11 protein-coding genes are annotated in these 12,666 nt (G+C 64.2%); 3 read left to right on the top strand and 8 right to left on the bottom strand.

Annotated elements, in window-relative coordinates; genetic code table 11:
• The first annotated feature begins 32 nt into the window (after positions 1-32).
• The 3 genes from WBR68_RS06450 to WBR68_RS06440 all read left to right on the top strand — a co-directional run bounded on the left by WBR68_RS06450 (position 33) and on the right by WBR68_RS06440 (position 2,942).
• Positions 33-602: an SRPBCC family protein gene (locus WBR68_RS06450; RefSeq protein ID WP_230693733.1), complete on the top strand. Its 570-nt coding sequence runs from the start codon at positions 33-35 to the stop codon at positions 600-602.
• Positions 603-701: 99 nt separating this feature from the next.
• Complete coding sequence (locus WBR68_RS06445; RefSeq protein WP_050446098.1) at positions 702-2,054, top strand: MFS transporter; 1,353 nt, start codon at positions 702-704, stop codon at positions 2,052-2,054.
• A gap of 18 nt (positions 2,055-2,072) precedes the next feature.
• Positions 2,073-2,942, top strand: a complete 870-nt coding sequence (locus WBR68_RS06440) for a DMT family transporter (protein ID WP_127186150.1) — start codon at positions 2,073-2,075, stop codon at positions 2,940-2,942.
• Between the two features lie 9 nt (positions 2,943-2,951).
• Here the strand turns inward: WBR68_RS06440 and clsB are convergent, their stop codons facing one another.
• The 8 genes from clsB to WBR68_RS06400 form a co-directional block, all read right to left on the bottom strand.
• The gene (gene clsB, locus WBR68_RS06435; RefSeq protein ID WP_050446096.1) at positions 2,952-4,163 is read right to left on the bottom strand and encodes a cardiolipin synthase ClsB; all 1,212 of its coding nucleotides are present in this window, start codon (positions 4,161-4,163) and stop codon (positions 2,952-2,954) included.
• Positions 4,160-5,026, bottom strand: coding sequence for an endonuclease/exonuclease/phosphatase family protein (locus WBR68_RS06430; RefSeq protein ID WP_050446242.1), 867 nt, complete (start codon positions 5,024-5,026; stop codon positions 4,160-4,162). The genes clsB and WBR68_RS06430 overlap by 4 nt, the downstream gene beginning before the upstream one ends.
• Before the next feature lie 275 nt (positions 5,027-5,301).
• Positions 5,302-7,086, bottom strand: coding sequence for an aspartate--tRNA ligase (gene aspS / locus WBR68_RS06425; RefSeq protein WP_127186151.1), 1,785 nt, complete (start codon positions 7,084-7,086; stop codon positions 5,302-5,304).
• A 40-nt stretch (positions 7,087-7,126) separates the two neighbouring features.
• The gene (locus WBR68_RS06420) at positions 7,127-7,792 is read right to left on the bottom strand and encodes a DUF502 domain-containing protein (protein ID WP_164741322.1); all 666 of its coding nucleotides are present in this window, start codon (positions 7,790-7,792) and stop codon (positions 7,127-7,129) included.
• Positions 7,793-7,808: 16 nt separating this feature from the next.
• Positions 7,809-8,147: an FmdB family zinc ribbon protein gene (locus WBR68_RS06415; protein ID WP_127186153.1), complete on the bottom strand. Its 339-nt coding sequence runs from the start codon at positions 8,145-8,147 to the stop codon at positions 7,809-7,811.
• Between the two features lie 220 nt (positions 8,148-8,367).
• Positions 8,368-9,651 carry a putative Na+/H+ antiporter gene (locus tag WBR68_RS06410; RefSeq protein ID WP_050448337.1) on the bottom strand — a complete coding sequence of 428 codons (1,284 nt, stop codon included), beginning with the start codon at positions 9,649-9,651 and terminating at the stop codon, positions 8,368-8,370.
• A gap of 179 nt (positions 9,652-9,830) precedes the next feature.
• Positions 9,831-10,727 carry a DUF6999 family protein gene (locus WBR68_RS06405; RefSeq protein ID WP_127186154.1) on the bottom strand — a complete coding sequence of 299 codons (897 nt, stop codon included), beginning with the start codon at positions 10,725-10,727 and terminating at the stop codon, positions 9,831-9,833.
• Entirely contained in the window at positions 10,724-12,655 is a 1,932-nt protein-coding gene (locus WBR68_RS06400; protein WP_127186155.1) for an iron-containing redox enzyme family protein, read from the bottom strand. Before WBR68_RS06400 ends, WBR68_RS06405 begins: the two co-directional genes overlap by 4 nt.
• Between the last annotated feature and the right edge of the window lie 11 nt (positions 12,656-12,666).

The raw sequence follows: 12,666 nt of genomic DNA, 5'->3' as shown, positions 1-12,666 counted from the left end.
AACTTACAACTACGCCAAGCAAGGAGACAACCATGCGCATTGCAGATGCCCAATGGATTCCCTCCACCCAGCACCAAACCTGGGATTCCCTCACGGATCCGGCGGTGTTGCAACGATGCATACCGGGATGCGTGAACGTGACGCAACGGTCCGCTACCGAATACGCCGTCACCTTGCGGGCCAACATCGCGGGGATCGACACTGACTACGAGGGCGAGATCCTGCTCTCGGACGTCAACGCCCCTGACAGTTGCACGCTGGTCTTCGAAGGCAAGGGCCGCGCGGCCTGCCTGGCCATCGGGACCGCCCAGGTCAACCTCAGCACCAAGGACCAAGGCACCCGCGTCGCCTACACCGTGGCCGGCATGGCCGGGGGCAAGCTGGCTGAGTGCGGAGAAGGCCTGCTGCTGAAAGCGGGCGACAAAATCATCCAGAAGTTCTTTGCCGCCTTCATCGACCACATGGCTGCCCAGCCACGCGTCGCGCCTCCCCCCCCGCCTCCCGAACCCGAACCCCGCGGTCTGTCCAATTCCCGTTGGTCTTGGCTGTTGGTCGTATTGGTTATCGCGGTTTTCTGGGGTTATCACTCGTTTTACAAGTGAAAACCCTAGTGGGCCGGTGATATCCTAGGCGGCATGACTCCGCCGCCGCCACCGACACAGCCAGCCGCCGATTCCACTCGCTCTCGACGAGACTTGCTGATGGCCATGGCGGGCGTATCGGCGACGGTGGTGCTGGCCGCGCTGGATTCCACCATCATCAGCACCACACTGCCTCGCGTGGCCGAGGCCCTGAACGGCATGGCGCTCTACGCCTGGGTGGGCACCGGCTATCTGCTGGCCACCGCGGCGTCCATCCTGATCTTTGGCCGGCTGGGCGACATGTTCGGCCGCAAACCCTTGATGCTGGTTTCCGTGCTGATCATCGCGCTGGGCTCCATCGCCTGTGGACTGGCGCAGTCCATGACCCAGTTGATCGTGTTCCGCACCTTGCAAGGGGTAGGCGGGGGCATGATGATCGCCACTGCTTTCGCGGCGCCCGCCGACCTGTTTCCCGATGCCAAGCAGCGGGTGCGCTGGATGGCGCTTGTGTCCGCCGCCTTCGCCATGGCCAGCGGAATCGGCCCGGTGCTGGGTGGCGCGGCGACCCAGGCGCTGGGATGGCGCGCGGCGTTCTTCATTTCTCCGATTGCAGCGGCCGGCGCATTTTTTCTGCTGGCCCGGTACTTCCCCCGTATCCGCCCCATTCACGACGGCAGCCGAAAGATCGACTGGGTGGGCGCCATCCTGCTGGTCTTGGCCGTGGGCGCTCCGCTCGCAGCGCTGGAACTGGCCTTTGCCCAGGGCGAACATGCCCATCCCCTGCTGGGCGCCATGTTGGCGGTGGTTGGCGTGGCCGCCATCGCCATCCTGATTCCCACTGAACGCCGCGTAAAGTCGCCCATTTTTCCGCTGCGTGTGCTGGCGGGGCAGGAATCCCGCCTGCTGAACCTGGCCGCCATGATGGTGGGCGCGGTGATGTTTGTGCTGATCTTCTATAGCCCGCTGTTGTTGCAGCAGGTGCTGGGCTATTCCCCCAGCGAAGCGGGTTTGCTGCTGACTCCGCTGGTCGCCGCGATTTCGGTGGGCAGCATCATCAATGGCCGGATGTTTCCCAAGCAGGCCGAACCACAACGCCTGATGGTGTTCGGCGGCCTGCTGCTGGCGGGCGGCACGCTGATGGTGCTGTTGATCTCGCCCGGGACGTCGGCATGGTGGATTCTTGCCGCCTTCTTCGTCAACGGCTGCGCGCTGGGATTCCTGCTTCCCAACCTGACGCTCTTCATGCAGATGCTGAGCGAACGCCGCGACGTGGGCGTGGCGTCGGCGCTGGTCCAGACCACGCGCGCGATCGGCAGCGCCTTGGGTACCGCGCTGGTGGGCATCATGATTTCACACGGCACGGTACTAAACGGAGTGCGGGCCGGCCTGGTCTTGTGTATTGTCCTGTCCCTGGCCTGTGCGCTGCTTGCGCATCGGGTCAAGATGAAGAATCTGGTCACTGGCCGGAAATAAGGCAAACCGAGATACATCATGCGTCAACGCAATCTGTTGGACCTGCTGCTGCTGGCGGCGGTCTGGGGCGGCTCTTTCCTGTTCATGCGCCTTGCCGTGCAGGACTTCGGGCCCATCGCCCTGATCGAGTTGCGTGTCGGCCTGGCCGCGCTGTTCCTGCTGCCGGCGGCCATCTGGCGCGGCAAGCTGCCCTTGATTGCGCGGCACTGGAAGGCGCTGCTGGTGGTGGGCACCTTGAACGCCGCCGTGCCCTTCCTGCTGTATGCCTACGCGGCACAATCGCTGGGCGCGGGGTTCCTGTCGGTGGCCAACGCGGTGACGCCGGTATGGGGCGCGGTTGTCGGGTGGCTGTGGCTGAAAGACAGGTTGCCCTGGATGCGGTCGCTGGGCCTGTTGATTGGTTTTGTGGGCATTATCGTGCTGGTGTGGGACAAGCTGAATTTCCAGGCCGGGGGCACCGGGCCCGCCGTGCTTGCCGCCGTGTCGGCGCCCGTGTTCTACGGCATCGCCGCCAACTGGACCAAGCGTTTCCTGACCGGCGTGGACGCCTTGGCCAGCGCCACGGGCAGCATGATCGCCGCGTCGCTCGTGCTGCTGCCGCTGGCGATATCCGCCTGGCCGGAGACGCCAGCGTCGATGACCGCCTGGATCTCCACGATCTTGCTGGCTGTCGTCTGCACGGGCGCGGCCTACATCATCTTCTTCCGGCTGATCGCCAATGTGGGGCCGACCGGCGCCGTCAGCGTCACCTTCCTGGTGCCGATCTTCGGCGTGGTGTGGGGCGCGTGGTTGTTGGACGAGAGCATCACGCCGTCCATCGCGCTGGGGGCCGCCATCATTCTGATAGGGACCGCGTTGGCGTTGGGGCTGATCAAGCGCCGGGCCTGAGCAGGCGCTTCAGTATTTATCCGACGACCCCGTCAACGCCACACCTATACGCAGCAGCGTGTAAGACACCGCGTCCACCCAGCGCCGCAACCATCCCCGGCGCTGGTAATCCAAGGGCCGGATGAAGCGGCCGCCTTCGCGGATGGCCGTTTCCAGGCGTTCTTGCAGGTCCCACGCAAAGGGCTGGCTGTCGATGACGACGTTGGCCTCGCGCGCCAATAGCAGGCTGAACGGATCCAGGTTGGACGAGCCCACCGTGGCCACGTTATCAATGACGGCAACTTTGGCGTGCAGGTATCCCGGCATGTACTCGAAGATCTCGATGCCGTCGCGCAGCAGTTGGTCGTACAGGGAACGGGTGGCGTGGTACTGCATGCGGTATTCGACCTTGCCCTGCAACAGCAGCCGCACCCGCACACCGCGCGCGGCGGCTTTGGCCAGCGCGCGGCGGAACTGGCGTCCTGGAAAGAAATAGGCGTTGGCGATCAAGATATCGCGGCGCGCCTGCGTGATGCCATACAGATACGCGCGTTCGAACGTCTGGCGATACCGCAGGTTGTCACGCAGCACCAGCGCCGCGCGCAATGTGCCGCAAGGTTCAACCGGCGCATGGTGCGGCTTGGTGAGCCGCATGCGGCTCCAGTCGCGCGGATGGCGCCGCAACCGCGCCCAGTTCAAGCGCACCCACAGCAAGTCCTGCGCATAGGCCGCTTCGGTGACGAGCGGGCCTTCCACCTGCACCGCGAAATCAAAGCGCGGCGCGGATATGCCGTCCGTGGGATCCAAATCATCGTAATCGTCGATGACGTTGATGCCGCCGATGAACGCAATGCGTCCATCCACAATGCTGACCTTGCGATGCAGCCGTCGCAGCCGGCTGCGCGACGGAATAAAGCGAGCGAACCAGCGCGGTTCAGGCCGGAAGATGCGGCATTGGGCACCTGCGTCCAGCAGCATCGCGCGCACGTGCTCGACGCTCATGGCGCTGCCGAAGCCATCCAGCACCACCCGCACTTTGACGCCGCGCCGCGCCGCCGCCGTCAGGCACTCCAGCACCTGCGAACCGGTGCGGTCCACCATGAAAATATAGGTTTCCAGATGCACGCTGACCTGCGCGGCATCGATAGCCGAACACAGCGCGGGGAAGAAGTCGGCGCCGTTCTGCAACAAGCGGATGTGGTTGCCGTCCGTCCATTCCAGCTTGACCTGCTCGGTCTTCACGGAAGTTCCAGCTCCGCCAGCAAGGGGGAGTGATCCGACAGCCGCGCCCACTCCCGCCCGCGCAATACCCGCGCGCTGCGCACGGCAAACCCGCGCTGGTAGATGCGGTCCAGGCGAAACCACGGAAACACGGCCGGAAAGGTGCGAGGCGGCGGCTGCAGCATGCGCGCGCTGCCGCCCATGCCCAGTTGGTTGGTGCGTTCCATGACGGATAAGCCGCCATTGGGCAAGCCGCGCAGCGCGTTGCTCAGCCGTTTGACCGAATCGCGCAAGCGCGGCAATTCACCGCCATGGCTGCGCGGCGCATGGGAAAACACTTCGTACAGCCCCAACTGTTGAACGAACAACGGCGCCAGGCGGTCATTCCAATCGTTGAAATCTCCCGCGATCAGAATGGGCTCGCCGTCCGGCACCATGCGCCGGATCCGCTCGGTCAAGGCCAGCACCTGACGCGTACGGCTGCCGGCAAACAGGCCCAGATGCACCACAAAGCAATGCACCGGGCGGTCGCCCACGTCGATGCGCGCGTGCAGCAGGCCGCGTTGCTCCAGGCGGTGGTCGGAGATGTCGAGATTTTCGTGATCAAGAATGGGAAAGCGCGAGAGCAGCGCGTTGCCATGGTCCGTGGCGTGGCGGATGGCATTGCGGCCGTAGGCCACATCTAGCCGCAAGGCGGCGGCAAGCGATTCGTGTTGCGCGTGAAGCAAGGATCGTTGCTCGTTGCGGCCCTGAACTTCCTGCAGGAAGACCAGGTCGGGGCGCAGGCCATACAGCCCCAAGCGAAGTTCATTCAGGGAGTCGAGCCGGCCCAATGCCGAACGGCCCTTGTGAATGTTGTAGCTGACGACACGGATGAGCGACATAAAAGCGATGGCGCCTTTGAAAGCAGAGGAACCACGAGCCAGGCCCAACAACAGCCCCGGCAAGCACCGCCAACAAAGCGGCGTCTGCCAGATTACTCCAATTCAGCAAGCCCTAGCCGCAACAAGAACACACTTATCGCAAGCCAAGCCGCCAAAGAACGCAACCCGCCGCAAGCCCATGCCGCCCCACAAGCCGGGCCGCCGAGGATCCGGCTCCGCCGGTCCCGTGAGGCGCCCCCTGGGGGGGGGAGGCGCCCCCGGCGCCTCGGGGGGGCTTACTTTTCTACGTTACGCAAGCGGATGTGCAACTCGCGCAACTGCTTTTCGTCGACTTCGGAAGGCGCTTGCGTCAGCAGATCCTGAGCGCGTTGCGTCTTCGGGAAGGCGATCACGTCGCGGATCGATTCGGCGCCGGTCATCATCGTGACGATGCGGTCCAGGCCGAACGCGATACCACCGTGCGGAGGCGCGCCATACTGCAACGCGTCCAGCAGGTAGCCGAACTTTTCCTGGGCTTCCTCGGCACCGATCTTCAGCGCGCGGAACACCTTGCTTTGCACTTCTTCGCGGTGGATACGGACCGAACCGCCGCCGATTTCCCAACCGTTCAGCACCATGTCGTAAGCCTTGGCGAAGGCCTTGCTGGGATCGGTTTCCAGGAAGTCTTCGTGGCCGTCCTTGGGGCTGGTGAACGGGTGGTGGGCAGCGGTGTAGCGGCCGTCTTCCTCGTCGTATTCGAACATCGGGAAGTCAACCACCCACAGCGGCTGCCAACCGGCTTCGAACAGGCCCGTCTTCTTGCCGAATTCGCTGTGGCCGATCTTCACGCGCAGCGCGCCGATGGCGTCGTTGACGACCTTCTCGCGATCCGCGCCAAAGAAAATGATGTCGCCGTCTTGCGCGCCGGTACGCTTGACCAGTTCGGCCAGCGCGGCGTCGTGCAGGTTCTTGACGATGGGCGATTGCAGGCCGTCACGGCCCTTGGCCACATCGTTGACCTTGATGTAGGCCAGGCCCTTGGCGCCGTAAATGCCCACGAATTGCGTGTAGGCATCGATTTCGCTGCGGGACATTTCCGCGCCACCCGGCACGCGCAGGGCAACCACGCGGCTGCCAGGCGCCGTGGCGGCGGCGGCAAACACCTTGAAGTCCACGTCGCGCATGACGTCGGTCATGTCGGTGAATTCGAGCTTCACGCGCAGGTCCGGCTTGTCCGAACCGTAGCGGCGCATCGCTTCCGTCCACGGCATGATGGGGAACGGCGCAGCCAGGTCCACACCCTGCACGACCTTGAAGACGTGACGGATCAGGTTTTCAAAGATTTCACGAATCTCGAACTCGTCCAGGAACGACGTTTCGCAGTCGATCTGGGTGAATTCGGGCTGGCGGTCAGCGCGCAGGTCTTCGTCGCGGAAGCACTTGGTGATCTGGTAGTAGCGGTCAAAGCCCGACACCATCAGCATCTGCTTGAACAGTTGGGGCGATTGCGGCAGCGCGAAGAAGTGGCCGGCGTTCACGCGCGAGGGCACGAGATAGTCGCGCGCGCCTTCGGGCGTGCTCTTGGCCAGCATCGGCGTTTCGATGTCGATGAAGCCCAACTGGTCCAGGAACTTGCGCGTTTCGATCGACACGCGGTAACGCAGCATCAGGTTGCGCTGCATCTGCGGGCGGCGCAGGTCCAGCACGCGGTGCGTCAGGCGGGTGGTTTCGGACAGGTTGTCGTCGTCCAGCTGGAACGGCGGCGTGACCGACGCGTTCAGGATTTCAACTTCCTTGCACAGCACTTCGATTTCGCCCGAAGCCAGTTCGCTATTGGCGGTGCCGGCCGGACGCTCGCGCACCAGGCCGGTGACGCGGACGCAGAATTCATTGCGCAGGCGCTCGGCGGTGGCGAAGGCGGCATTGTCCGGATCGAACACGATCTGGGCCAGGCCCGCGCGGTCGCGCAAATCGATGAAGATGACCCCGCCGTGGTCGCGGCGGCGGTTCACCCAGCCGTACAGGGTGACGGTCTGGCCGAGATGGTCACGGCAAACCTGGCCGGTGTAGCAGGTACGCATGCGGGATGACTCCGTTGTGTGCTTAGTTGTAGCGTAAGGGTTACGAATCGGCGCGCGGCGCGTCTTGCGCGCCAGCCGCCGGAGAGAGCGGGGCCGATTGGCCTTCAGGCGTGAACGCCTGGGCCGGGGCGACCACGCCCATGGAAACGATGTACTTCAAGGCCGCGTCCACGCTCATCTGAAGATCGATCGCGTCGGCGCGAGGCATCATCAGGAAAAAGCCGGACGTGGGGTTCGGCGTCGTCGGCACATACACGCTGATGTGGTCGCCTGGCATCAGGCTGGCCACTTCACCGCTGGGCGTGCCGGTGACGAAAGCGATGGTCCAGGAACCCGCCCGCGGATACTGCACCAGCACCGCGCGGCGAAACGCCTGCCCGTTCGGGGCAAGCACGGTATCGCTGACCTGCTTGACCGAGTTGTAGATGGAACGCACCAGCGGAATACGGCCCAGCAGGTTTTCCCACTGGTCCACCATGGTACGGCCGATCAGGTTGGCCGCAAACACGCCCGTCAACAGCACCACCACGATGACCAGGACGAAGCGGAAGCCGGGGATGTCGATGCCGAACAGCGATTCGGACGACAGAAAGCCAGGCACGAACCCTTCCAGGGTGGCGACCAGCAAACCCAGCACCCACACCGTGATGACCAGGGGAACCCAGATCAGCAGGCCGGTGATGAAATACTTTTTGATAAGGCGCATCCGCATCGCGAGGGCTCTAGGCGGCAGGCGTACCTGCGGCAGGCGATCCTGCGGCAGGCGTACCTGAGGCAGGGGCGCTTGCCGCAGGAGCCGCCGCCGGCGTGGCTGCCGGCGCCGCGGCAGGCGCACCGCCTTCCGCTGCCGCCCCGGTGGACGCAGCGCCCCCGGAACCGTTACCGCGAAAATCGGTGACGTACCAGCCGGAGCCCTTGAGCTGGAATCCAGCCGCGGTCACCTGCTTGGAAAACGTGCTTTGGCCGCATTCGGGGCAAACCGAAAGGGGCGCATCGGAAATCTTCTGCAAGACGTCTTTGGCATGGCCGCAGGCGCTGCATTTATAGGCGTAGATGGGCATCAAGGGCTCCCAGGCGCGCGCCCGGAAAATCATAAGCCGTCAGTCGCCAGGCAAGGAATGCCGGGAGCAACGGGAGGGCAAGGCCGGAAAAAAATTCGGGAAAGTCTTGAATTTTAGCGGTTTTTCATTAACCGTCGGTGTCTGGCCCGGCCTGGGGCGCCGGGCGGCATCCGCCGGGGGCCGGCCGCGGCGACGCCAGCCGACTTTCCCAGGCTTTTCCCTATACCGGCAGCAGGAACATGATGGCCGCAACCAGGGTCGGCGCCAGCGCCGACAGGAATAGGCGGCCCGACGAAATACTGCCGTCCGGAAAGTGGTTCTTCAGAATTGCAAAGCCCGCCGGGTTGGGCGCGTTGGCAATCACGGTCAAACCGCCGCCCGTCACCGCGCCGGCCACCAGCATGTAGCGCCAGGTCTCATTCGTGCCTTCAACCAGCGAGCCCAGATACGTCAACGCGGCGTTGTCGGTAATGGCCGTCAGCGCCGTGGCGCCCCAGAACAGAACAAAGGGCTCAAGCCCGCCCAGCAAGTCCTGCAGCCACCACTTTTGCAAGCCGCCCAACACCACCAGGCCAGCCAGGAAGAAGCCCACCATCAGGCCTTCCTTGATCAGCAGGCGGTTCTGGTGACGCTTGTAGGCTTCCGAAAAGCCGATGAACATCATCAGCAGGCCCATGAAGATGGCCGGGTGGTGGGCGGTGAGCACCACGGCCACCAGGAACGCCAGATGCACCAGGATGACCAGCACAGGCACCGGGGGACGCGAGTCCGACCCTTCCGGCGCATCCACCCCGCCGCCCGTACCGACCGAGCGTTCCATCAGCGCCTTGCGGCAGACGAAGGTCAGGATGCCTGCGTTCAGGAAGACCGCCACCGCGGCGCGCCAGCCGAAATGCTGCACCATGTGCGCGGCGTCCCATCCGAAGGTGGAGGCCACCATCAGCACCGGCGGCGCGGCGTATGACGTCAACACACCACCGATGGACACGTTCACGAACAGCACGCCCAAGGTCAGGTACTTGAAGCCGGCGCGGCCGCTGGTGCGGAAATAGGCGTCGCGCAGCAAGATGGCGGCCAACGTCATGGCGGCGGGCTCGGTAATGAACGAGCCGCCCAGCGGCACCAGCGACATCACCACGAAGAACGTCGCCAGCTCGCGCGGCAGCGGCAGCACGCGCGCCACGATGCGCACCATCAGCCCCACCATTTCCAGAATCGGCCGGCTGGCCGCCACCACCATGATCACAAAGACGAACAGCGGTTCGGTGAAGTTGCGCGTATCCATGTAGCCGACGGCGCTGGCGGGGCCGGACAGCGCCGCCATGGTCACGATCAGCGCAAACGCCCAGACGCCGAACACCGCCTCCACTTCGGCAAACAGATGCCAGATGCCCGCGTGCGGGCCGCCGCGGTGGGCAAGCCGCGCAAAAACGGGAACGGAAAAGGTATGAAGAACCGCCACGGCAAACAGAATGGTGGCGATGACTTCAATGGGTTGAGGCATAGGAGGGACTTCCGAAATAAAGAATCACGCAACGGGAATTCACGCGAGGCGAGCGCGATCCGGCGCTGCTGACCGAACAAGGCAGGCAATATAACGCAGGCATATTGCCGTGTAACGCAGGGTCTATACCAACACGCCCCGCGCCAAGCCCGATACGCCGGCCCGCTCCAGGGCCCTGCCTAGCTGATCGGCGCGGGCGGTTCCGCGCCCTGCTGCGCCGCCTTCATCTCCATCAACAGACTGTGCAGCATTTCGGTGGACAAGCCGTGCAGCACCAGGCGGTAGCCCGCGCGCAAGGTCGACATGGGCACCAGCGGATGGCTGTTGTTGACCAGAATCAGGTGCTGCGGCGCGCCCAGCAACTTGGCCGCGTAGATGCCAATGGTTTCGTCCAGCTGCAACGAATTGGCCGCACGCCAGAAGTCGTTGTCGGTCAGCATCAGCTGATACAGCGGCGTGAACAGTTCGATGGCGCTTTGAAGGTCCAGGAAGTTCAGCCTGCCCTGCGGCATGTCTTCCAGCTTCAGCGGCGGGTCCTGGATCATCGAAAAGTCGACTGTCTCGGGCGCGTGCATTTCCACGCCAGCTTCGCGCAGCGCCTGGTTCAAGCGGATGACGAAGTTGAACAGGTTCAGGTCGTGCTTGACGAAGAGTTCGTCCTTCAGATCATCAATCTCCATTGGCTCAAGCGGCGTGGTGGTGATCGGCACCGGGGAATTGGCGGCGATGAACGCCAGCACCTGCGCGCCCAGATGGAAGTGACGCAGGATCAGCCAGTTGGCCTCGGGCGACACGAAACGCTTGAGCCCCCAGGCCAGAATGCGATGCAGCAGCTTTGAATGCGACCAGCGGCGCGGCACGAACGTCTTCACTACCTGGATCAGGATGATGAAGGCGCGCGCCAGCGGCCGCAGAAACGGCAATAGGTATTGACGCGAGGCGCAACTGGAATCCGTCAGCCAGGCCTTTTTCACCTTGTCCGGCAAGGGTGTGCTGCGGTCCAGATACAGGGCAAGCCAGGGATTGGGGTCGGCCGGGTCGTGCGGCTTGGCCAGAAATTCGGGTTCCTTGCTCATGCTGCATCGCCCTCCATGACGTGATGGAACTGCATCAGATACAAGGCCGCCGTACGACGCGCGGTGTCCACGATGCGTTGTTCGGCGCGGCCATCTTCGTCGCAATCCAGCGCCAGTTCCACCGCCGACAGCCAACGCGCCAGGTGATGCTCGTCGTTGTGGCCGTGGTATTCCAGAAAGCGGAAGGCGTCGGGCGGCAGCTTCAGGCTGGCTTTCAACAGCGGCAGCAGCGCCGGCACGATGCGCTGGCCGGTGCCTTCGATGATGTAGATGGCGCCCAGCAAGCCAATCGGGTCGCGCGTGGCGGCCAGACCGTGCAGATAGGCGTTCAGCGCTTCGCCGCCGGGGTTGCGGCGCAGCGCGTCGATGTTGTCGACCGCGCCGCCCGCCGTTTGATAATCCTGGAACAGAATCTGGAAGTCGTTCTGCTCTTCGCCGGCATGCATGTCGATCAGCGCGGCCAGCGGCGCGTATTGCTCCGTCAGCGACGCGGCGCCCTCGCGCATCCACTTGCTGCCTTCACGCACCTGCGGAATCCAGTTCTCCATCCAGTTCAGGTAGTCGGCCGTCTGGAATTGGCGGTTGCGCAGCCGGCGCACTACCGGCGTGCGCCATACTCGCGAACGGTAGTCGTGCCAGATCGCGGCCAGCTCGGTCAGCAGTTGGCCCAGGCCTTGCGGGGCCATGTCAGGGTCGTGCGGGGGCGCGATGGCGTCGGCGTCATCGCTTTGCGTGTCGTCGCGGGTCGCCGGCTTGGCGGCGGACGTCGTGATTCCGGTCGCGGCTGGCGCATGTACCGCCTCAGCCTCCAGCAGCATGTAGGCCGCCATGAAGCGCCCCGATTCCGGGATGTAGCAGAAGATCTGCTCGCCCGGCTTGATCTCTCGCGTTTCCAGGAACTCGGCCAGCATGATCAGGATCGATGCCGCGCCCGTGTTGCCGCGCCACGTCAGATTGCTGAACCAGCGCTCGCGCGGAATCACCAGGCCCGCCTTCTCCATCAGGTCTTCGACCACGGGAATGAATTTCTCGGATGAGTAATGGCACAGGAAATGGTCCACCTGGTCCGGGTCCAGCCAACCATCGCGCACCAGCTTGGCGTACTCGTGGATACCGATGTCGAACAGATGCGGCAACAGGCGGATGTCCTGGCGCAGCGACAGCGCGCCGTCGGCCTCGGCCTCGTTCCAGGACGGATAATCCAGATGGCCCTTTTGGCGATCAGCGGACAGGCCCAACTGCATGCACACGGGGTAGTCGCCCGAGAACGAGCGCTGATGCACCCATTTCAATTTCAGCCGCACGCCGCTGGACGCCCCCGCCAGCGCGCGGCCCGAGTTGCCCAGCAGCAACGCGCCCGCGCCGTCCGACAGCATCCAGCGCAGGAAGTGCGCGTCGAAGTCCGCGTCATAGCCGCGCGCCGCGAAGCGCGACCGCTTGAACAGGCGCGACGGCAGTTCGCTGGCTACGGCCAGGGCGCTGGCGTGTCCGCCCATCTCCACGCCCTGCGCCGCCACCTGGATCGCCGACACACCGGCCGCGCAAATGCCATGTACCGACAGCGTTTCCATGGGCTGCGCGGCAAGCTCGCCCTGGATCATGTTGGCAAAGCCCGGCATCAGGGCGTCACCACCCGACGATCCGCTGGTCAGCAAGGACACGGCGGCAAGCTCACTGTCATTGCGCCGCAGGCAGTCGCGGATGGCGTTGGCCGCCAGTTGCGCGTTGGTGTAGACGGTCTGGCCTTCCGGATCAATGGCGTAGTAGCGCTGCTTGATGCCGTTCTCGGCAAGGATGCGGCTTTTGATGCGGCTGGACATCCGGTTCAGCGGCGCGATGTAGCGGTCCATGGCGTCGTTGGACACGGCTTCGCCCGGCATGAAATAGCCGGCGCTTTCCAGGTAGACACGATTAAACGCGATGGGCATGTGACAGGCCT

The organism is Achromobacter sp. JD-1, from assembly GCF_038594925.1.
GTDB classification, from domain to species: domain Bacteria; phylum Pseudomonadota; class Gammaproteobacteria; order Burkholderiales; family Burkholderiaceae_B; genus Achromobacter; species Achromobacter spanius_C.
This window is presented reverse-complemented; position numbering and strand designations above follow the sequence as displayed.